22 protein-coding genes, 1 tRNA gene and 1 pseudogene are annotated in these 20,374 nt (G+C 59.4%); 6 read left to right on the top strand and 18 right to left on the bottom strand.

Translation table 11 applies throughout. From position 1 onward, the window contains the following. Positions 1–113: 113 nt before the first annotated feature. From phnE to AB9L16_RS14180, 5 genes are all read right to left on the bottom strand, one after another. Positions 114–881 (bottom strand): phosphonate ABC transporter, permease protein PhnE, encoded by a 768-nt coding sequence (gene phnE, locus AB9L16_RS14200; protein WP_252884320.1) that lies wholly within the window; start codon positions 879–881, stop codon positions 114–116. Continuing rightward, complete coding sequence (locus AB9L16_RS14195) at positions 878–1,705, bottom strand: ABC transporter permease (RefSeq protein ID WP_150635119.1); 828 nt, start codon at positions 1,703–1,705, stop codon at positions 878–880. Before AB9L16_RS14195 ends, phnE begins: the two co-directional genes overlap by 4 nt. After that, positions 1,699–2,496, bottom strand: a complete 798-nt coding sequence (locus tag AB9L16_RS14190; protein ID WP_252867702.1) for a phosphonate ABC transporter ATP-binding protein — start codon at positions 2,494–2,496, stop codon at positions 1,699–1,701. Before AB9L16_RS14190 ends, AB9L16_RS14195 begins: the two co-directional genes overlap by 7 nt. After that, positions 2,493–3,356 carry a putative selenate ABC transporter substrate-binding protein gene (locus AB9L16_RS14185; protein ID WP_056789576.1) on the bottom strand — a complete coding sequence of 288 codons (864 nt, stop codon included), beginning with the start codon at positions 3,354–3,356 and terminating at the stop codon, positions 2,493–2,495. Before AB9L16_RS14185 ends, AB9L16_RS14190 begins: the two co-directional genes overlap by 4 nt. 157 nt (positions 3,357–3,513) lie before the next feature. After that, entirely contained in the window at positions 3,514–3,912 is a 399-nt protein-coding gene (locus AB9L16_RS14180; protein WP_041480136.1) for a RidA family protein, read from the bottom strand. Positions 3,913–4,025: 113 nt separating this feature from the next. Between AB9L16_RS14180 and AB9L16_RS14175 the strand changes: the two genes are divergently transcribed. The 3 genes from AB9L16_RS14175 (at position 4,026) to AB9L16_RS14165 (ending at position 7,324) form a co-directional block, all read left to right on the top strand. Further along, positions 4,026–4,919 carry a LysR family transcriptional regulator gene (locus AB9L16_RS14175; RefSeq protein ID WP_252876409.1) on the top strand — a complete coding sequence of 298 codons (894 nt, stop codon included), beginning with the start codon at positions 4,026–4,028 and terminating at the stop codon, positions 4,917–4,919. Positions 4,920–5,037: 118 nt separating this feature from the next. Further along, positions 5,038–6,198: a radical SAM protein gene (locus AB9L16_RS14170; protein WP_375122271.1), complete on the top strand. Its 1,161-nt coding sequence runs from the start codon at positions 5,038–5,040 to the stop codon at positions 6,196–6,198. Positions 6,199–6,313: 115 nt separating this feature from the next. Next, positions 6,314–7,324, top strand: coding sequence for a GlxA family transcriptional regulator (locus tag AB9L16_RS14165; protein WP_191636952.1), 1,011 nt, complete (start codon positions 6,314–6,316; stop codon positions 7,322–7,324). A 219-nt stretch (positions 7,325–7,543) separates the two neighbouring features. On the opposite strand, the gene AB9L16_RS14160 is transcribed toward AB9L16_RS14165, so the two are convergent. Next, positions 7,544–8,578, bottom strand: coding sequence for an alpha/beta fold hydrolase (locus AB9L16_RS14160; protein ID WP_375122270.1), 1,035 nt, complete (start codon positions 8,576–8,578; stop codon positions 7,544–7,546). A 306-nt stretch (positions 8,579–8,884) separates the two neighbouring features. Between AB9L16_RS14160 and AB9L16_RS14155 the strand changes: the two genes are divergently transcribed. Then, positions 8,885–8,959, top strand: a tRNA-Gln gene (locus AB9L16_RS14155). A gap of 115 nt (positions 8,960–9,074) precedes the next feature. Here AB9L16_RS14155 and AB9L16_RS14150 read toward each other — a convergent pair. Continuing rightward, positions 9,075–11,063, bottom strand: coding sequence for a U32 family peptidase (locus AB9L16_RS14150; protein ID WP_375122269.1), 1,989 nt, complete (start codon positions 11,061–11,063; stop codon positions 9,075–9,077). A gap of 224 nt (positions 11,064–11,287) precedes the next feature. Between AB9L16_RS14150 and AB9L16_RS14145 the strand changes: the two genes are divergently transcribed. Next, the gene (locus tag AB9L16_RS14145) at positions 11,288–11,764 is read left to right on the top strand and encodes a hypothetical protein (protein ID WP_252876408.1); all 477 of its coding nucleotides are present in this window, start codon (positions 11,288–11,290) and stop codon (positions 11,762–11,764) included. Between the two features lie 164 nt (positions 11,765–11,928). Here AB9L16_RS14145 and AB9L16_RS14140 read toward each other — a convergent pair whose 3' ends face one another. Beyond that, entirely contained in the window at positions 11,929–12,309 is a 381-nt protein-coding gene (locus tag AB9L16_RS14140) for a RidA family protein (RefSeq protein WP_024013136.1), read from the bottom strand. 215 nt (positions 12,310–12,524) lie between these two features. Between AB9L16_RS14140 and AB9L16_RS14135 the strand changes: the two genes are divergently transcribed. Next, positions 12,525–12,938 carry a cupin domain-containing protein gene (locus AB9L16_RS14135; protein ID WP_056789598.1) on the top strand — a complete coding sequence of 138 codons (414 nt, stop codon included), beginning with the start codon at positions 12,525–12,527 and terminating at the stop codon, positions 12,936–12,938. Between the two features lie 12 nt (positions 12,939–12,950). Here AB9L16_RS14135 and AB9L16_RS14130 read toward each other — a convergent pair whose 3' ends face one another. From AB9L16_RS14130 to AB9L16_RS14085, 10 genes and pseudogenes are all read right to left on the bottom strand, one after another. Next, positions 12,951–13,202 (bottom strand): hypothetical protein, encoded by a 252-nt coding sequence (locus tag AB9L16_RS14130; RefSeq protein WP_095180153.1) that lies wholly within the window; start codon positions 13,200–13,202, stop codon positions 12,951–12,953. Continuing rightward, positions 13,199–13,456, bottom strand: a complete 258-nt coding sequence (locus tag AB9L16_RS14125) for a DUF6555 family protein (protein ID WP_041480147.1) — start codon at positions 13,454–13,456, stop codon at positions 13,199–13,201. Before AB9L16_RS14125 ends, AB9L16_RS14130 begins: the two co-directional genes overlap by 4 nt. A 232-nt stretch (positions 13,457–13,688) precedes the next feature. Further along, entirely contained in the window at positions 13,689–14,240 is a 552-nt protein-coding gene (locus tag AB9L16_RS14120) for an ATP-dependent Clp protease proteolytic subunit (protein ID WP_041480149.1), read from the bottom strand. Positions 14,241–14,616: 376 nt separating this feature from the next. Next, positions 14,617–14,733, bottom strand: a pseudogene (locus AB9L16_RS14115) (general stress protein); the annotation flags it as partial. A 309-nt stretch (positions 14,734–15,042) separates the two neighbouring features. Continuing rightward, positions 15,043–15,273, bottom strand: coding sequence for a hypothetical protein (locus tag AB9L16_RS14110; RefSeq protein ID WP_076562638.1), 231 nt, complete (start codon positions 15,271–15,273; stop codon positions 15,043–15,045). Between the two features lie 161 nt (positions 15,274–15,434). Beyond that, positions 15,435–16,472: a DNA topoisomerase IB gene (locus AB9L16_RS14105; RefSeq protein WP_056789610.1), complete on the bottom strand. Its 1,038-nt coding sequence runs from the start codon at positions 16,470–16,472 to the stop codon at positions 15,435–15,437. Between the two features lie 71 nt (positions 16,473–16,543). Beyond that, positions 16,544–17,623, bottom strand: coding sequence for a molybdenum ABC transporter ATP-binding protein (gene modC / locus AB9L16_RS14100; protein WP_375122268.1), 1,080 nt, complete (start codon positions 17,621–17,623; stop codon positions 16,544–16,546). 3 nt (positions 17,624–17,626) lie between these two features. After that, the gene (modB, locus tag AB9L16_RS14095) at positions 17,627–18,307 is read right to left on the bottom strand and encodes a molybdate ABC transporter permease subunit (RefSeq protein WP_065616245.1); all 681 of its coding nucleotides are present in this window, start codon (positions 18,305–18,307) and stop codon (positions 17,627–17,629) included. Further along, complete coding sequence (gene modA, locus AB9L16_RS14090) at positions 18,308–19,075, bottom strand: molybdate ABC transporter substrate-binding protein (RefSeq protein WP_252876404.1); 768 nt, start codon at positions 19,073–19,075, stop codon at positions 18,308–18,310. It lies immediately after the preceding gene. Positions 19,076–19,208: 133 nt separating this feature from the next. After that, positions 19,209–20,273: an NAD(P)H-dependent flavin oxidoreductase gene (locus tag AB9L16_RS14085; protein ID WP_375122267.1), complete on the bottom strand. Its 1,065-nt coding sequence runs from the start codon at positions 20,271–20,273 to the stop codon at positions 19,209–19,211. Positions 20,274–20,374: the final 101 nt, after the last annotated feature.

The raw sequence follows: 20,374 nt of genomic DNA, 5'->3' as shown, positions 1-20,374 counted from the left end.
CCCGTTGGCATCTGCCGCCGTTGCTCTAGCGTGAAGCTTGCACAGTCTGACCGCCTCGCAGGGCTGCAAGGTTTCCTGAAGCATAATCAGCTTTTGGCGAATATCCACTTGGCCTACGCGTTGACCCAACGCTGCCGGCTCCAGGCGCTCAACCAATCGACCAGAAACACCAGCAACAGCATCGCCAGAATCACCGTACTGGCCTGGGCTTCCTGGAACAGACTCAAGCTGACATACAGCATCTGGCCCAGGCCGCCAGCACCGACAAAGCCCAGCACGCTGGCCATGCGGATGTTGTTTTCCCAGCGATACAGGCAGTAGGCGAGCAGTTGCGGGGCGAGGTTAGGCAGGGTGCCGTAGCAGAAAGCGAGGATCGGATTGCCGCCCTGCAAACGGATCGCCTCGGCCGGTTGTGGCGGAGTGTTTTCCAATGCTTCGGCAAATAGCCGACCGAGCACCCCAGTGGTGTGCAGGGCAAGGGCGAGGGTGCCGGCGTTCGGTCCGAGACCGGCGGCAAGCACCATCAGCGCGGCCCAAACCAGCTCTGGAATCGCCCGCAAGCCGTTGAGCAGCAGGCGCGCTGCACTTTGCAGCGGCCAGCCGAAACGCCCGGCAGCGGGCAGCGCGAGAACGATGCCGAACAGTGCCGCAAGCAGGGTGCCGAGGGCTGACATAGCGAGAGTTTCCAGCGAACCGTGGGCAATGGCTTTCAGGTAACCGGCGCTCAAGTCGGGACTTAGAAAACGCTGCACATAACTGCCCATCTGCTTGAGGCTGTTGGCGCTGCCGAGTTCGGCGAGATCCAGTTCCAGATAGGCAAAAGAGGCGACCACCGCGACCGCAATGGCGGCGAGCAGCAGCAGGTTGATCAGGCGCCTCATGCCAGCCTCCAGCGCAGCAAGCGGCTGAGTTGATCGGCGCACAGCACCAGCAGCAGGAACGTCAGCAACATGCTGGCGACTTCACCGCCGGCGAACATGCGGATCGACAGGTCGATCTGTTGCCCCAGCCCACCGGCACCGACAAAGCCCATCACCACTGAGGCACGGATCGCGCACTCCCAGCGATACACCGTGTACGAGAGCAGTTCGGCGGCGACATTCGGCAGCGTGCCGTAGGCAAACGCCGCCAGTCGACCGCTGCCGGCCTGCAACAATGCGTGCGCCGGGCGTTGGTCGGTGGATTCGAAAATTTCTGCGTAGACCTTGCCGAGCATGCCGCTGTAGGTGATGGCGATGGCCAACACGCCAGCCGCCGGGCCGAGGCCGACCGCGCGCACGAACAACAGCGCCCAGACGATCTCCGGCACGCTGCGCAAAAAGATCAGCAAGCCGCGTACCGGCCAGCGCAGCAAGCGCCCGGGCAGGCTCGGCACGCCGCCCCGTGACGCCGCCGAGAGCGACAACGCGCGACTGGCGATCAGGCTCGCCGGCACCGCCAGCAGCAACGCCAAGGCCATGCCCGCCGTGGCAATCGCCAGGGTTTGCAGGGTGGCTTTGAGCAGCAGTTGCAGGAACGCTTGATCATGCGCGGGTGGCCAGAATGCCGAAACGAAACGGCCCATTTCGTTCTGGCTATCGGCCTGAAACAGCACGCCCAGGTCCAGCTCGCTGAGCTGAATGCCCGGCCACAGCAGGGCCAGCGCCAGCAGCGTCAGCAACAATCGCGGCCACGCCGCCGGGTCCCGTGAATCGGCTTTCAGCATCGCGGAATCTGCACAATCAAAGGCGCGACCGCCGGCGCTGGCGATTGCAGTTGTTCATTGGCGTACAGCGCATCGAGCTTGTCGCGGCTAACTTGATCGGATGGGCAATCAAAAAGAATCTGCCCGTCGCGCAAACCGATGATCCGTGGAAAGTGTTCCAGCGCCAGATCCACCGCGTGCAGGCTCGCCACCAGCGTGACGTTGTGCTCGCGGGCATGGCGCGAAAGGATCGACAGCGTATGGCCGGCAAGCACCGGGTCCATGGCCGAGACAGGTTCGTCGGTGAGCAATATTTCCGGCGCCTGATACAGCACCCGCGCAATGCCGACGCGCTGCAACTGCCCGCCGGACAACTGCTGGCAATGGGCGAAGAGTTTGTCGCCCAGATCCAGCCGCGCCAACGCCGCGCGAGCGCCCGCCACATCCAGCGGATGCAGCAGGTTCAGCAGACTTTTGCCCAGACTCCACTGACCGAGCTTGCCGGCCAGCACCGCCGTAATGACCCGCTGACGCGGCGGAATCGGCGGCGCCTGATGCACCAGGCCGATGCGCGCACGCAGGCGCTGCCGCTGGTGCGCCGACAAGTGCCAGGCGCGTTCGCCAAGCACTTCGATGTCGCCACTGCTGGGCTTGAGCGCGGTGGCCAGCAGATTGAGCAGGCTCGACTTGCCAGCGCCGGACGGGCCGATGATTGCGACCTGTTCGCCAGCGCCAATCTGCACGTCGATGTTACGAAGGGCATCGACGCCATTGGCATGGCGCAGGCTGCCCTGGGTGAGGCGTAGGGTCATTTCAGCAGTTCGGCGGCGCGGGCGGCTTCCTCGATGCCCTTGTAGTTCTCGGGCTTGGTCTCGATGAAGCGACTGGCGGCCTGCAGATCGAGGATCTTCTTCTGCTCAGGATTGGCCGGGTCGAGGTCGAGGAAGGCTTGCTTGATCTTCGCGGCCAGCTTCGGATCAAGGGTGCCGCGCACGGTCCAGTTGTAATCGAAGTAGGTCGGCGTGGTGGCGAAGACTTTGACCTTGCTGGTGTCGACCTTGCCGGCGTCGACCAGTTTCTGCCAGACGCTGGCATTCAACACCCCGGCATCGACCTTGCCGGCCTGCACCCAGGCAACGGTGGCGTCATGCGCGCCGGAGTAGGCGACGCGGCTGAAATAGCCTTCAGGCTTGATGCCGTCGTTTTTCAGCATGAAGTAACGCGGCATCAGGCTGCCCGAGGTGGACGACACCGAACCGAAGGCGAAGGTCTTGCCCTTCAGGTCGGCGAGGCTTTTCACGTTCGGGTCGGCGGTGATGAATTTGCTGGTGAACTGCGCATCCTGTTCGCGCTGCACCAGCGGGATCACTGGTGTAGTGGCGTCGGTCTTCAAACGAGCCTGCACAAAAGTGAAACCGCCGAGCCAGGCCATGTCGAGGCGATCGGTGGCCAGCGCTTCAACCACCGCCGGGTAGTCGGCGACAGGCACAAACTGCACCTTCATGCCCAACTGCTGCTCAAGGTAGGCACCCAGCGGTTCGAACTTGCGCAGCAGCTCGGTCGGGGCTTCGTCGGGAATCGCGCTGACGCGCAGGACATCAGCGGCTTGCGTCATCAGGGCAGAAAAGGACAGCGCCAGACCGGCGGTGAGGGCGAGGGTACGCTTGAACATAGAATTCTCCGTTTCGTAAGCGTCAACATTCGAAGGGCAGCCGCTACCGGGCGGCGCGCCACGTCAGGGTAGACGAAACGGCGAGGTTATACGCATTCGCGAGGAGATTGGCCAGCCTCCGTGCCGGCGCGGTGTGTCTGTTTGTGTACGGTTGCGGTCAAGCCGCTTCCGGCAGTTTGGCAATCACCTTGATTTCAAAATCGAAACCCGCCAGCCAGGTCACGCCGACAGCGGTGATGGTCGGAAACGGCGCTTCGCCCCAAAACTCCGGCACCACAGTCCAGATCGTTTCGAACGTCGAGTGCGGATCGACCATGAACACGGTGACATCCACCGCATCATCGAAGCTGCAACCGGCCGCAGCGAGGATCGCGTTGAGGTTGTGGAAGGCGGTGCGCACCTGATCGCGCAGATCGGCCTCGGGCGAGCCATCCTCACGGCTGCCGACTTGTCCGGAGACAAACAGGAAACCGTTGGAGCGAATCGCCGGCGAGTAACGGTGACGTTCATACAGGGCGTGGCGGGCGGGTGGGAACACTACATCGCGCTTGGACATGGGGCTGACTCCATCAGTGGTTGATGGAGTGACTTTAGGTATTTGCAGCTGCTGGATAAACGCGCAAGCTTGGCGTTCACTGTTTGCAAATTCCAAACAATCGAGAGGCGCGGATGGACCGGTTCGATGCGATGCAGGCCTTTGTCCGGGTGGTCGAGGCGGGGAGTTTCACCAAAGCTGCCGAAACCCTGCACATGAGCAAGACCACGGTGACGCAACTGGTGCAGCAGTTGGAGGCGCGGCTGCGGGTCAAGCTGCTCAATCGCACCACGCGCAAGGTCAACGTCACCGCCGATGGTGCGGCGTATTACGAGCGGGTGATCAAGTTGCTGGCCGACATGGACGACGCCGAAACCAGCCTTCCCGGTGCCGCCGCACGGCCACGGGGGCGCTTGCGCATCGACGTGCCGAGCCCGTTCGCGCGGCATATTCTGGTGCCAGCCTTGCCGGAGTTTCATGCGCGCTACCCGGACATTCAGATCGACATGGGCGTCAGCGACCGCATCGTCGACATCATCGATGAGAACGTCGATTGCGTGGTGCGCGGCGGTGAATTGCTCGATCAATCGCTGATGGCGCGCAAGCTCGCCGATCTGCCCTTGGGGGTATTTGCCGCGCCGGCTTATCTGGCTCGCGAAGGTACGCCCGATCATCCACGCGAACTGGAAGACTCCCATCATCGGGTGGTCGCGTTTCTTTGGGCTCGCACTGGTAAACCTCTTCCGTACACGTTGCACAATGGCACCGAGCGCCTGCAGATCAAGGGTCGGCATGTGCTTGCGGTGGATGACGGCAATGCCTATCTGGCGGCGGGACTGGCGGGCATGGGTGTGCTGTGGTTGCCGACGTATATGGCCGATGCGCATGTCGCGCGCGGCGAGCTCGTGCCGTTGTTTGAGGGCTGGCGCCTGGAAAGCATGCCGCTTTACGTCGCGTATCCGCCGAACCGGCATGTCAGCTTGAAATTGCGGGTGTTTATCGACTGGATTGTGGCGTTAATGGCGTAGGGCTCTGGTGCGCTTATTGCTTTACGTGAAGGCAGGTCGTCAGAAAAACAACCAACCCGACGACCCGAACGTGCTCGTGATGAGAGGCGCACGTTCGACCCAAGGAGCTATGCGCGTAATGAATATGTACATCGATATCGTCGGCGCCTGCAATCTGAGCTGCCCGTCATGCCCGATGGGTAATTCGGAAAATACCAATTTCAAGAAAGCCATGCAGCTCGATATGTTCACGCAGATTGTCGACAAGGCACGGCGTGAAGGGGTCAAGGCGATCTTTTTGTACAACTGGACCGAGCCGTTGATTCACCCGCGCATTGGTGAGTTCGTCGAAATCATTAACGCTGCAGGTTTGCAAAGCGGCATCAGCTCCAACCTTAACCTGGCCAAGAACATTGAAAGCGCGATGCTCGCCAATCCCTGGTTCTTCCGTGTCTCCCTGTCCGGGTTCCACCAGGATACCTACCGCCAAGGGCATGTCGGCGGCGACATCGAAGTGGTCAAGCAGAACATGATCAAGCTGCATGACCTCAAGCAGCGTCACGGCCTGAATACGCTTATCGAGGTCTATTACCACCGCTATCTGGATAACCTCGAAGAAGAGGGGCTGATGCGCGAGTTCAGCGAGCGCCTGGGTTTCAATTTCTCCACCGGCTACTCGGTGATGATGCCGCTGGAAAAAACCTTCGCTATCGTCGAAGACGATGCCTCGGTCACCGACACGGACCGGGAAACCCTCAAGCGCCTGGCGTTGCCACCGTATGCAGACCTGGTCAATCTGGTCAAGCAATACCCCAAACAGGCGTGCACCCTGAAAGATGATTGGCTGGTACTCGATTGCAATGGCAATACCGTGCTGTGCTGCACGATTTTCAATCAGGCGGAATACAGCGTCGGCAAGTATCTGGACATGCCGGTACAGGAATTGATGAGTCGCAAATCCACGCAAAAGAACTGCGTGGACTTGTGCAACCGCTGCGCGAAGAACGGTCTGCACATCTACTCCGCCTCGCCCAACAAGGGGCCGCTGGAAAGTCATGCGGTCAATCGCATCATCGACTTTCAACGACGCACGATTCTCGAACAGCCGATCGATAGCGAACGTCTGGGCCGTACAGGTGAAGTCAGCGCCGAGCACTTCGATGAGGAGCAATATTTGCGCCTCAATGCCGACGTAAAGACTGCAATCGCCACAGGCGCCTTCTCCAGTGGCTATCAACACTACGTCCTGTTTGGGCGCCTCGAAGGTCGGCTCGGGGCGGGGTTGAATACGATCGTTTGAGATACCCGGGGCGACGGCCATGGGTTGTTTGAAGGTGTGGCCTGATGACGTGATTGACTCTTTACCGGTTCCGGCCAACTATCGGCGCACAACAATGTGACCGATGGATTGAAACTTGACCGAACGACGCCAATTCAGCGGAGGCATGAAGGGGAAAAACCTCCGCTATCTGAATGAGCAAAGCGATAACGCGCAGTTGACGCGCACCGGTTTTCTGCTGCTCGAACACTTTTCGCTACCGGCCTTTACGCAGACGCTGGACGCCGTGGTGACTACCAATCTGTTGCGCCCGGGGCTGTTTACCTCGCGCACCTTCGGGCTGGGTGAGGGCGAGGTCATCAGCGACCTGGGGCTGGTGATCCGCCCCGATGCGCGTCTGGACTCAGCAGCGCTCGAGGAATTGGATCTGCTGGTGGTCTGCGGCGGTTATCGCACTGAACTGCGAGCGAGCGATGGGTTTGTGCACTTGCTCAAACTCGCGGCGGAGCGGGGCGTCAGTCTGGCCGGGTTGTGGAACGGTTCGTGGTTTCTCGGGCGCGCCGGGTTGCTCGACGGCTACCGTTGCGCGATTCACCCGGAACATCGCCCCGCGTTGACGGAAATTGCCAAGGCTACGCACGTCAGCAGCGAGCCTTATGTGATCGACCGCGACCGTCTCACCGCGTCGAGCCCATCGGGGGCTTTCCACATGGCGCTGGACTGGATCAAAAGCCTGCACGGCAAAGCGCTGGTCGAGGGTGTCGAGGACATTCTGGCGTTTGAGGAATCGCGCTACCGGCGGATCAAGCCGGATGAAAACATCTGCGTCAGCGCGCCGTTGCGGGAAGTGATCAAGCTGATGGACGCCAACCTCGAAGAACCGTTGGAGCTGGAACAATTGGCGGTCTACGCCGGCCGCTCGCGGCGCCAGCTCGAGCGCTTGTTCAAGGAGCAACTGGGCACCACGCCGCAGCGCTACTATTTGGAACTGCGCATCACCGAAGCACGGCGCCTGCTGCAACATACCGAGCTGTCGCAGGTGGAAGTGCTGGTGGCGTGTGGTTTTGTCTCGCCGAGCCATTTCAGCAAGTGCTATAGCTCGTACTTTGGTTATCGGCCTTCGAAGGAAAAACGGCTGGTTAAATAGATCGACCGGTGCAATCCCCAAAAACCCTCACCCCAGCCCTCTCCCAGAGGGAGAGGGAGCCGACCGAGGTATCTTGCGCTGTACATCGACCTGAAAGATGGACGTCGACTTTGGATTCAATACAGCGCTTTCAGGTTGGCGTAAATCTCGAATATCCCCCAATCAGTTCCCTCTCCCTCCGGGAGAGGGCTAGGGTGAGGGGTATTGAGGGCGGGTCTGTCAGAGACGATCAGCATCGATTACAGCTTGCGCAAACGCCGCCGGGCTTTCCTGGGGCAAATTGTGCCCAACCCCACCCTCAATCAACCGGAACTGATATTTCCCGGTAAAACGCTTGGCATAGTCCTCAGGCTTGGGATGTGGCGCACCATTGGCGTCGCCTTCCAGGGTAATCGTCGGCACGCTGATCGAAGGCGCAGTAGCCAATTTTTCTTCCAGCGCGGCATATTTCGCCTCGCCCTGCACCAGGCCCAGCCGCCAGCGGTAGTTGAACACGGTGATTTCGACGTGATCGGGGTTCTGCAACGCTTGGGCGCTGCGGTCGAAAGTGGCGTCGTCGAACTTCCACTGCGGCGAAGCCAGCTGCCAGATCAGTTTGGCGAAGTCGTGGGTGTTCTTTTCATAGCCGGCACGGCCGCGTTCGGTGGCGAAGTAGAACTGGTACCACCACTGCAATTCGGCTTTCGGCGGCAGCGGGTTTTGCCCGGCGGCCTGATTGCCGATCAGGTAGCCGCTGACCGCCACCAACGCCTTGACGCGCTCCGGCCACAATGCTGCGACGATGTCCGCCGAACGCGCGCCCCAGTCGTAGCCGCCCAGCACTGCTTGCTTGATCTTCAGCGCATCCATGAAGTCGATCACGTCGCTGGCCAGCGCCGCCGGTTGGCCGTTGCGCAGGGTGTTTTTGGACAGGAACTGCGTGTCGCCATAACCCCGTGCATACGGCATCAGCACGCGGTAACCCTTGGCCGCGAGCAGTGGTGCGACATCGTCGTAGCTGTGAATGTCGTAGGGCCAGCCGTGCAGCAGGATCACCACCGGGCCATCGGCAGGACCGGTTTCGGCGTAGGCTACGTCGAGCAAGCCAGCCTTGATGTGCTTCAGCGCGCCGAAGGGCGAGGGTGCGGAATAGCTGACGGCGGCGGGTTCTGTGGTTTGCGCCTGAGCGCTGCCGACGGCGCCGAACAGTGACAGCGCCAGGACTGACAAGCCGAGCGCGGCGGTGATTTTAGAGGTGTGCAGAGCCTGTTTCATGCTGACGTCTCCTTTGCGAGCCTGTGGCCAAGGGGCTGGATGAACCCTTGAAACCCTGGGTGCATTGAAGCGTGGCGAGGTATCTGCTCTGTGTCGCCAGAGAGCGTTTTTGCATTGGGTTGTGTAGCAGCGGGGCGCGTACACAGTGTGATACATGGCGATGAAACGGTGAGTTTTCGCGCGAAAATAATAAGTGGCTGTTTTAAAACAAAAAAAAATTTATTTCGGGCTTCCCAAATGAAATGAATATTGTTAAATTGCGCCCCGTTCTCACAGCGATCCTAACGGAGCCGCTGACAGAGCTACAGGGGCGTCGCCAAGCGGTAAGGCAGCAGGTTTTGATCCTGCCATGCGTTGGTTCGAATCCAGCCGCCCCTGCCATCTACGAAAAAAACGCCAACTTCGCAAGAAGTTGGCGTTTTTTTATGCCTGCGATTTACCGCGTTTGGAGCCAAGCAGGCGTGCGCGATGCCGAAGCACCGCGCACGCCGGCCACTTAGTGCGGTGCGCGCGGGATGGTTTTCATCAGGTCTTCAGGGCTGATGTGGCCGACCACGCTGCCCGGCTGCGGCAGGTTGAGGATGTGGCCTTTCATCTTGCCGATGATGTGCATCTCGCACGGCTTGCAATCGAACTTCAACGTCAGCACTTCATCGCCGTGGATCAACTGCATCGGCGCGACCTTGGTGCGCACGCCGGTCACGCCTTTGGCCTGCTTCGGGCACAGGTTGAAGGAGAAACGCAGGCAGTGCTTGGTGATCATCACCGGCACCTCGCCTGGCTCTTCGTGAGCTTCGTACGCCGCGTCGATCAGCTTGACGCCGTGACGGTGGTAGAAGTCGCGCGCCTTCTGGTTGTAGACGTTGGCGAGGAAGGTCAGGTGCGAATCCGGGTACACCGGCGGCGGCGTGGTCTCGGGCTTGCGGCTGCCACGCGGATGCGCGGCGACACGTGCCGCAGTCAGCGCTTCGATCACTTCGCGACGCAGGGACTTGAGCTGCGAGTTGGGAATGAAGAACGCTTGCGGCGCATCCAGCTTGATGTCGGTGGCGTGGTACTGGGTTGTGCCGAGCTGACCAAGCAGGTCGCGCAATTGCTCCAGCGCTTGTTCAGGCTTGTTGGCGACACCAAACGGCCCGTTGAGGGTGACGCTGGCGCTGATGCCTTCTTCGCTGGTCGCGGTCACTTCCAGCTGTTCTTCGCGCAGGCGGGCGAACCAGCTCAGGGCTACGCGACGTTCCGAAGAAGTTTTCTGCAACGCCTGCTGCCAGTTGTGATCAAGGTTGCGATTGAGCGGGTGGCTTGGACGCAGCTTGAACAGGCCCTCGGGCATTTCGTTCGGCTCGACGCGGTAGCGGTAGCGCTTCTCGCCGTCTTCTTCGAACTCGCCTTTGGCCTCGGCGATGTTGGCGCGGAAGCCGACCACTTCGCGCTTGACCAGCACGTTCAGGCCGTCGCCGTTGGACAGCGGCTCGTGAGTGACAACCTGCATGTCACGCTTGCCGACTTTTTCCACCGTGCCGACCGGCAGCCCGGTGAAGGTTGGTGAATCGAAGGCGCCGATGTCGATCTTGCGATCGGTGACGAAGTAATCGGTGCTGCCACGGTGGAAGGTCTTTTCCGGGTCGGGCAGGAAGAAATGCACGGTCCGGCCGCTGGAGGCGCGGGCCAGGTCAGGGCGGTCTTCGAGCACGTCGTCCAGACGCTGGCGGTAATAGGCAGTGATGTTCTTCACATAGCCCATGTCCTTGTAGCGACCTTCGATCTTGAACGAACGCACGCCTGCTTCGACCAGCGCGCGGATGTTGGCGCTCTGGTTGTTGTCTTTCATCGACAGCAGGTGTTTTTCGTAAGCGATCACGCCACCCTTTTCGTCTTTCAAGGTGTACGGCAAGCGGCAAGCCTGGGAGCAGTCGCCACGGTTGGCGCTGCGGCCGGTTTGCGCGTGAGAGATGTTGCACTGACCGGAGAAGGCCACGCACAGCGCGCCGTGAATGAAGAATTCGATGGCCGCGTCGGTTTCATCGGCGATGGCGCGGATTTCCTGCAGGTTCAGTTCTCGGGCCAATACCAGCTGCGAGAAACCGGCCTGATCGAGGAACTTCGCCCGCTCCAGCGTGCGGATATCGGTCTGGGTCGAGGCGTGCAGCTCGATCGGCGGAATGTCCAGCTCCATCACGCCCAGATCCTGGACGATGAGCGCATCGACACCGGCGTCGTACAACTGATGGATCAGCTTGCGCGCCGGCTCCAGTTCGTTGTCGTGCAGGATGGTATTGATGGTGGTGAAAATACGCGCGTGGTAACGGCGGGCGAACTCGACCAGTTCGGCGATTTCGCTGACTTCGTTGCAGGCGTTGTGGCGTGCGCCGAAGCTCGGGCCGCCGATGTACACGGCGTCAGCGCCATGCAGGATGGCCTCGCGGGCAATGGCGACATCGCGGGCAGGGCTGAGCAATTCCAGGTGATGCTTGGGCAAGGACATAGTTTTTTTAGTCAGGCGGTCACGGGCAAGGGGCGCATTGTACCTGTGAAACACCTGGGCGGCATCAGCGTGCCGATATCAGGTACGAAGGACCTAGCACAATACGAGGCAATGCATAACTGTAAAGTCTGTCAGTTGTCCGTCCGCGTCCAAAGCGTGAACATCAGGTGGGAGCGGGAAAGTCGCTCTGGCCTATATCACGCAAGACATTGGAGATTAATATCATGAAAGGTAATAACGCCTTCGCGACGATTGGTATCTCGGATTTCGCGTCGTTTAAATCGCGTCCGCAGAAGAAGGCCGAAGTGTATTACAAAGCGGTCGTTTCACCCGATCATCCGGGCATAGGCAAGCCAATATTCTCCGCTACTCGGCATCTCTATTTCGGCACAAAGGAGACGTTCAGCGTTATTGGTCAATATTTTACGGACGAGGTGGGTGAGATTATTTCATTTGTGATAGATCGCTCCCTTGCGGACGGTAGACATGAAGTTGGCGGGTTCGGAAGCCCTGTGGCGGGATTGATGACTATGTCGCATGAAATTTTATATGCGAAAACAGGAACAATAGAGTTTGCTCGCAAACACGAAGAAGGCATCGATTCGATTACGGCAACATTCAATTTTGAAATCGAGCACCGCGGGCAAACATACCGGGTATCAGAAGGTAAACTGTTTGTTATAGCTAGTGGTCCCCTTTAAGTTTTGTGAATAGACCGTTGACGCCAATTCGCTCAACGAGCGAGCCAGCGCATGCCAAACGGCCGCATCCTGGTGGCTGCTGTGTTTGGCGCGCGCCCTTGAGTATTTCACTGCGTACGCCGCAACCGGAATCGTGGCGGCAGCCTACGCAGTATTTCCGCAAATCAGCCCTTGGCCGCCATCGCCGTCACCTCCACACGCATCCCTTCAACCGCCAGCGAGGCGACGCCCACCGCTGCCCGCACTGGCCAAGGCTTGGCGAAATAGCGTTTGTACACTTCATTGAAAGCCCCGCGATCGCCCATGTCGGTGAGGTAAATGGTCAGGTGCAGCACCCGGTCCATCGAACTGCCAGCACGTTCCAAGGCGACTTTCAGCGCTTGCAGCGTGCACTCGCTTTGCTCGGTGATGCCGCCGAGTTCCAGGCTGCCATCGGCGCGGGTCGGGATTTGCGTCGAGACCATGATCCCGCCAAAGGTGGCGACGTCGGAAGAAATCGAATCGGTGTCCGGATCAGGCGTGAAGATGATGTCTTGATTGGCCATGGGCATCTCTTGTTTGGGTGAATGAAGATTGCGGCAGTTTACAGATTCTTTCCCACCATGGCCCGGACGGGGACCGCGACACGTTTGTATAAGCGTGTATCAGCCCTCAGCGGATACACACGGCAACACCAAACTGCGCTTTCGAGACACATCCGCCTTACATGCCGAGCCCAAAGTAGCCCTCACACCAACACTACGTTCAAGAGGGCACCACCATGTACCGTCCACTGTTTCTGGCTTCTGCCGTTGTCTTCGCCTCCCTTGCCGGTTTCGCCCATGCGGCAGATGCGCCGGCGACGAGCTGGCAGAAAGGTCTGAGCCGTACTGATCTGGTTCGCCAGGATCTCGGCGCTGACAATCGCGAGGTGATTCAGGCGCGTATCGATTTCGACGCTGGCGTCACCTCGCCTCGGCATGCTCATCCCGGCGTGGAAGTGGCCTATGTCATCAGCGGCACGTTCGAGTATCAGCTCGAAGGGCGGGCGCCGGTAATACTCAAGGCCGGTGATTCGTTGTTCATTCCGGCGGGCGTGGCGCATGTGGCGAAAAACATTGGCAGCGAAAAGGGCGTGGAACTGGCCACTTACGTCGTGCCGAAAGGCGAGCCGCTGCTGATCCTCAAACCATGACCTGCCAGGCTGCTATTTCGAGCGCGGCTTGCTCATTGCGCGCTTGATGCGCATCCAATCCTGATAGGCCGCCGTTCGCTTGGCGTCGGCCAAGGCTTTTGCTTCGCTGAAGCGAGCCCAAGACTCAGGGCTGTCGGCGTCATGCTCAATGATTCTGTAGGCCGCCTCTTCCAGCAGGTCGGCCTCGCGGAACATCGCGGCGTTTTCTGCCATCTCGTCATCCCACGATCGGCCGAAACCGAATTTCAACGTGCGCTCATTCATTTTGCGTGATCCTCCTCCCACACCAGAGGCACCGACTCGCGCCATTGCACCTCGGTTACGCCGAAGCGTTCCGCCATTGGTTTGGAAAAACGTTTCAACGGAGGCCGACCGGGGCGCGGGATGGGCGCGATTCCTGCGTCGCAACTTGCCCACTGCCACGCTTCGGCGTTGTTCATGTTTTTTGTGCGAATGACGAATGACCTGGGCTTTCCATGTAACAGGTACTCGATCACGTACAAGTCCACTGCGCTCATACATTTCCTCCGTCTGTTAAAAAGAGGGATGTCTGGCGAAATGAATAATTCAGAGAAAATTCTTTTGGCTGGGATGACCGGCATACGCCGCTTGTTTAGCGTTATACCGCGCGTTGGGGCGTGTACAAGTTGAGGCGCCAATGCACTACATGATCTTGTAATGTCGCTGCTGAGAGTGGCGATCTGAATAGAATGAAACGCATCTAAAACGACGCGTTATTCAGGAGGGGCTTCAGGAGTAAATGCATGAGCAGACAAAGTCGGCGTGAATCTCGGTGTCTTCAACCGCTGTGATCAGCCCGGCATGCAAAGCTTCTTCAGGATTGATAATGCGCGGAGCCGCTGTCAGGTATTTTTCTGTCTCCAACGCATTTTTCCCGTTACTGGTACGCTCGGCGACAATCTGCGCGTACAGATGCAAGTCGTAATCCAGGCTCATGGCATATTCCGACATGCGCGAATGATCAACCGCTCCCTGCAAGTGCCAATGAAAAGGGTGAAACAGAAACTTGCTATGAGTGCACGCAGTGCGGCGCTGGCCGGCGAGGAAAACGATATTGCCCATCGACTCGACCGTTCCCAGGTTATGCGTGTGTACCGGGACGGGCAGCGCCATCAGAAAGTTGTACATCGTGAAACCGTAACTGCATTCGCCACCCATGGTAGCGATGTTCAGAATCAACCTGGGTGCATCTTCCTTTACCGCACGCGAGGCTCTGTCAATCAGCTGACCGCAGGTTGAAGCATTGATCGGGCCGGTAAAGTTAATCACGTGAACAGGCATGGCAATTTCCTCGACGGGCCGGGGCTCTGCGAACGGGCTCTTTGCGCAAGGACTGGTGCCCGTCAGTCAGGAGCAGCGTTCGTACGTTGGCGTCGTTTGCGTTTCTCGAGAGTTTTCAGAGTCAACGTTCAACTGCCTGCGCTCGTAACATTCATGTTGTGCACGATCGCTGTGCTGCGGGTGGCCAGGTTTTCTTTCAATGCACGAAGACCCAGCGTCGTCCGGCAGTTTCTCCGGAGAGCTGCGCGTCGCTTCTTGTACAACTTCAGCGCCTTCGTGTTGGTGTAACTGGCTTGGAGGAGTATGTATGGAGGTGGTCATCTATGCGCTCCGTCGAATATTACAAGGGCAGCGAGGCTGCCCTTGTACCGCTCATTTACGACTTGCGACCTCCACTGTGGCTGGATTGTCCGCCTTTGCGACCAGCCTCGGATGCTTTTTCACGATCGTTGGCGAAGTTGCCGCCAGACTGTCCGCCTTTTTTCCCGGACTCTTGCATCTTGTCACGATCGTTGCCGGCGTTACCTGTATTTTTATTTCCGGTGGTCATGATAGCTCTCCGATATCTATTAACGTTTCGCTAGTGATGTCCGTTTTCGTCATGGACACCTACTTCGATTACATATCGGTTCACGGTGTTTTGATTTTTTTTAATTGATCCGATGAGCGGTGCCTGCACTTTCAACTTGTATCGGCCAGTAGTGCATATATAACTAAAAGGGCTACGCTCAATCGCATTGGATAATAAAGAAAAACACTTACACCGATGCCGAGCCGGTTGTTGAAGTTAATTGAACCTCGACTATCTGAATCGTGGCAACGGCCGATCAATTGGCTTGAGCGTCGAAAGCGTATCGCGAATCAGCGGCGTATCTTTCTCGATGTCGTGCAGTCGATCGCGGATGCGCAGTGCTGTCGGATGCCCGCCTTGATGATCAACCCAGTCGGCGATCTCTTTGCAGGCGGCTGCCAGGCGCGCCTGGCGGGCGTCGAGCAGGGTGAGGAGGGTGGTGATGGACTCTTTCTCGGACATGAAACACCTCCGTTCGCTGAAACGGCTGAGTTGCAACAAAAAGCCCGCATGGCGCGAACCTTCAGATCAACTATAGAAGCCCTGCGCGATCGTGCAAAAAATACCCGGCTCAGCTCATCGGCAAATCTTGTAGGAGTGAGCCTGCAGGGGGTTTGTGCGACTCAGGACGCCTCGCTCACCTCACACATCCGCTCGAGAAACATCGCCAAGGCTACTTCCTCAGCGCGCAGGCCTTTGCGCACTCTCGGGCGGGGCAGTTCGGCGAGCGCGCCGAGCATGAAATGTTCGAGCACCGCAGGGTGGATGTAGCATTTGCGGCACACCGCTGGCGTGTTGCCCAGCTGTTTGGCGACGTTCTTCACGGCTTCGACCACATGGCGCTTGGCCTCGGTTTCCGACTCATGCTGCAGCTCGCGCAGCACTGCCAAAGCCAATGCGCTGCCCGCCCAGGTGCGGTAGTCCTTGGCGGTGAATTCAGCGCCGGTGAGCTTTTGCAGATAGGCGTTTACGTCGGAGGAGGTGACAGTGTGCCGTTCGCCGTGTTCATCAAGGTACTGAAACAGGTTTTGCCCGGGAATCTCCAGGCAGCGCTTGATGATTCGCGCCAGACGCCGATCCTTGACGGTGATCTGGTGCTCGATGCCGCTCTTGCCACGGAACTGGAACAGGATCGCGCTGCCATTGACCTCGACATGCCGGCTGCGCAACGTGGTCAGGCCATAAGAGCGATTGTCCCGCGCATATTGGGTATTGCCGACGCGGATCAGCGTGGCGTCGAGCAAGGTGATGACCGTGGCCATGACCTTGTCGCGGCTGAAGCCCGGGGCGTCGAGCAGCGCCTCAAGCTGGCGCCGCAGTTTGGGCAGGGCCAGGCCGAATTCGCGCAGGCGCGAGTATTTGTCGGCGTCGCGCACTTCGCGCCAGCGTGCGTGATAACGGTATTGCTTGCGCCCGCGCGCATCGCGGCCGGTGGCTTGCAGATGACCGCACGGGTCGGCGCAGATCCACACATCGGTGTAAGCCGGCGGCACCGCGAGGGCATTGATGCGTTTGATTTCGTCCGGATCGCTGATGCGCTGGCCCGACGGTTCGAAATAGACGAACTTGCCGCGCAGTTTTTTCCGGGTGATACCAGGCTGAGTGTCATCGACGTAATGCAGATCGGCGGGCAGGGCATCTGTCAGCACGGTATCGGGCATGGCGGTTTCCTTCGGTCATACGGCAGTCTGTAACTGATTGACCGCAGTCGCTGGCCGTCGTGCCGAATGATTTACGCGAGCACCGCCACTGCCTTGATCTGCGCCCACAGCCGCTGGCCCGGGTGCACGCCCAATTGGTCACGCGAGAAGCGGGTGATCCGCGCCAGCAGCGGCGTGCCGCCCGCATCGAGGCGGATCAGCACATGGGCACTGTTGTCAGCGGCCTGTTCGCTGATGACGGTAACGGGCAGACGATTGAGAATGCTGCTGGCTGCATCGTTGTTCAGCGCCAGGCTGATGTCACGGGCGTGCACCTTGCAGCGCAGGGCTTGGCCCACGGCCATCGGCGCGTGGGTGACGCGAATGTTCATTTCGGTAGCTGGCAGTTGCAGGCTGAGCAATTGATAGGTGGCGTCGTAGGCGCTGACCTGACCTTCGATGATCACCCCGGCGTCATCACCCATTGCCAAGGGCAGATCCAGGCGTGCGAGGGTCTCACCGATCGGGCCGCTGGCGAGGGCTTTGCCGTCACGGAGCAATACCAGATGATCAGCCAGACGCGCGACTTCATCCTGGGCATGGCTGACGTACAGCAGCGGAATATCCAGTTCGTCGTGCAGGCGTTGCAGGTACGGCAAGATTTCGCTCTTGCGCCGGCTGTCGAGAGCCGCCAGTGGTTCGTCCATCAGCAGCAGTTTCGGGCTGGTCAGCAGGGCGCGGGCGATGCCGACGCGCTGCCGTTCGCCGCCGGACAGATGCTGCGGGTGACGCTCAAGCAAATGGCCGATGCCGAGCAGTTCGGTCGCTTGGTTGATATTGACCCGGCGTTGCGACTTGGCGATGCGTTTGAGACCAAACTCCAGATTGGCCAGCACCGACAGATGCGGGAACAGGCAGGCTTCCTGAAACACGTAGCCAAGCGCACGTTTATGCGGCGGTACGAAGATGCCGTTGGCGCTGTCCTGCCAGATCTCGTCATTGATCTGCACAAAACCCTGCTCGGCGCGCTCCAGCCCGGCGATGCAGCGCAGGCAAGTGGTTTTGCCCGAGCCGGAATCGCCAAACAGCGAAGTGACGCCCCGGCCCGGCACTTGCAGATCAACATCCAGTTCGAACCCCGGATAAGTGCGTTTCAGGCGTACATCAATCATCGATCAGCTCCAGCCTGCGCGGGTTTTGCGGCTGGAATACAGCGCCAGCAACACCAGAAACGAGAACACCAGCATCGCCCCGGACAGCCAGTGCGCCTGGGCATATTCCAGCGCTTCGACATGGTCGTAAATCTGCACCGAGACCACGCGGGTCTTGTCGGGAATGTTGCCGCCGATCATCAGCACCACGCCGAATTCACCGACGGTGTGGGCGAAGCCGAGAATCGCTGCGGTGATGAAGCCGGGTCGCGCCAGCGGCAGGATCACGCTGAAGAACGTGTCCCAAGGATTGGCGCGCAACGTCGCGGCGACTTCCAGCGGGCGGGTGCCGATTGCCGAGAAAGCGTTTTGCAGCGGTTGCACCACGAACGGCAGGGAATAGATCACCGAGCCGATCACCAGCCCGGTGAAACTGAACGTCAGCGTGCCCAGCCCCAGCCATTGAGTGAACTGGCCGAGAAAACCGTGCGGCCCCAGCGCCAGCAACAGATAAAAACCGATTACCGTCGGCGGCAGCACCAGCGGCAGGGCGACGATGGCGCCAATCGGGCCACGCAACCACGACGAGGTGCGCGACAGCCATAACGCGATCGGTGTGCCGATCACCAGCAGGATCACGGTGGTCAGCGACGCCAGTTTCAGCGTCAGCCAGATCGCGGCGAAGTCGGCACTGGTCAGCGACATTTACAGTTCATATCCGAAGGACTTGATCACCGCAGCGGCTTTCGGCCCTTTGAGATAATCGATCAGGGACTTGGCAGCAGCGCTGTCCTTGCCTTTGTTCAAGATCACCGCGTCCTGTTTGATCGGATCATGCAGGGTGGCCGGAACAATCCATGCCGAGCCGCTGCTGATTTTGCCGTTCTTGAAGATTTGCGACAGCGCCACAAAGCCTAGTTCGGCGTTGCCGGTGGAGACGAACTGGTAGGCCTGAGTAATGTTCTGGCCTTCGACGATTTTGCTTTTCGTGGCTTCGCTCAACTGGAGTTTTTCCAGCACCTGGGTGGCGGCGAGACCGTATGGCGCGGCTTTCGGGTTGGCGATGGACAAGTGCTGGTATTGGTTGGTTTTCAGCACGTCACCCTGTGCATCCACATAACCTTCTTTTGCCGACCACAGCGCCAGGGTGCCAATGGCGTAGGTGAAGCGCGAGCCTTTGACGGTTTCGCCTTCCTGTTCGAGTTTTGCCGGGGTGCTGTCGTCAGCTGCGAGAAACACTTGGAAGGGCGCGCCGTTTTTGATCTGGGTGTAGAACTGGCCGGTTGCGCCGTAAGCAGCAACCAATTTGTGCCCGGTGTCTTTTTCGAAATCGGCAGCGATGGCCTGGATTGGCGCGGTGAAATTGGCGGCGACCGCCACTTGCACTTCGTCAGCTTGCGCGGCACTGATGCTGAAAAATGTGAGGAATGAGGCGAGACAGGCAGGGGCGAGGCGTGTGGCAGCAGGTGTCATGTAAAGGCTCCGTGATCGGCATTGAATGCTTTGCTTTGGATAACGCCGATACACGGGCGCAATCGCTGTATACGGAAATATATAGCGATATGCCGCCAAGTGGCGAGGGAATAAATCCGCTCGCCGCGTAGATTCAATGACGGTTGAGTTTCGCCAATGCGCCCTCGGCGAGTTGCCGGGTCAGTTCAGCGCTGCCGATATCCTTGCCCAACGTCAGCGCCTGACCGGCCCACAGATTGGCAAAATCGGCGTCATCCTTGGCCCGCAGCGGCATCAGCGCACCGCCGGCCAACGGGAAGGCTGGCGCTTGCGCTGACATCGGGCCGAGTTCGCGCATCGCCCGATTGACAATGCCCCGCGCCGGACGTCCGGTGAAAATGTTGGTGATGGCGGTCTCGCTTTCCTTGGCGGTGCGCAGGGCCTTGTGGTGCGAGGCGCTGACCTTCGCCTCCGGGGTAAACAGAAACGCCGTGCCGACTTGCACCGCCGAGGCGCCGAGCATCAACGCCGCCGCAACACCCCGGGCATCGCTGATCGCGCCCGCCGCAATCACCGGCACTTTCACCGCGTCGACCACCTGCGGCACCAGTGCAAAGGTGCCGACCTGGCTGCTCAGATCATCGCTGAGAAACATCCCGCGATGCCCGCCCGCCTCATAACCCATGGCGATGATCGCATCGCAGCCGTGTTGCTCCAGCCAGATCGCTTCTTCGACCGTGGTGGCAGACGAAAGGATTTTCGCCCCGGTTGCCTTGACCCGATCGAGCAGATTTTTCTCCGGCAGCCCGAAATGAAAACTCACCACTTCGGGGCGGAATTCTTCGAGCACGGCACACGCGGCCTCGTCGAACGGAGCACGGTTGGACACCGGCGTCGGCGCCTCGAAATCGGCACCGAGTTCGCGGTAGTAAGGTTCGAGCAGATTTTTCCAGTCCCGGGCTCGCTGCTCATCAGGCGCCGGTGGCTGATGGCAGAAGAAATTGACGTTGAACGGCTTGGTGGTGTGCTGGCGAATCGTCTTCAGTTCTTCGCGCAGTTGCTCGATGCTCAGCATCGCTGCCGGCATTGAACCGAGGCCGCCGGCATTGCACACGGCAATCACCATCGAAGAATTGGTCGCACCGGCCATCGGGCCTTGGATGATCGGCAGTTCGATACCGAGAAGATCAAGGATACGGGTGTCTGGCCACTGGCTCATAAAGCAATTCTCCGAACGATGAAACGGGCAGGGACGGCAAGCGGTTTTAGCAGCAAAACCGGCTGCGGGGCCAGTCTGAAATTCTGAACATTACGTGCAGT

This window comes from Pseudomonas sp. LW8, from assembly GCF_041956865.1.
GTDB classification, from domain to species: Bacteria; Pseudomonadota; Gammaproteobacteria; order Pseudomonadales; family Pseudomonadaceae; genus Aquipseudomonas; species Aquipseudomonas siliginis.
Note: the sequence above shows the minus strand (reverse complement) of the source record. Positions and strands in the feature narration are given on the sequence as shown.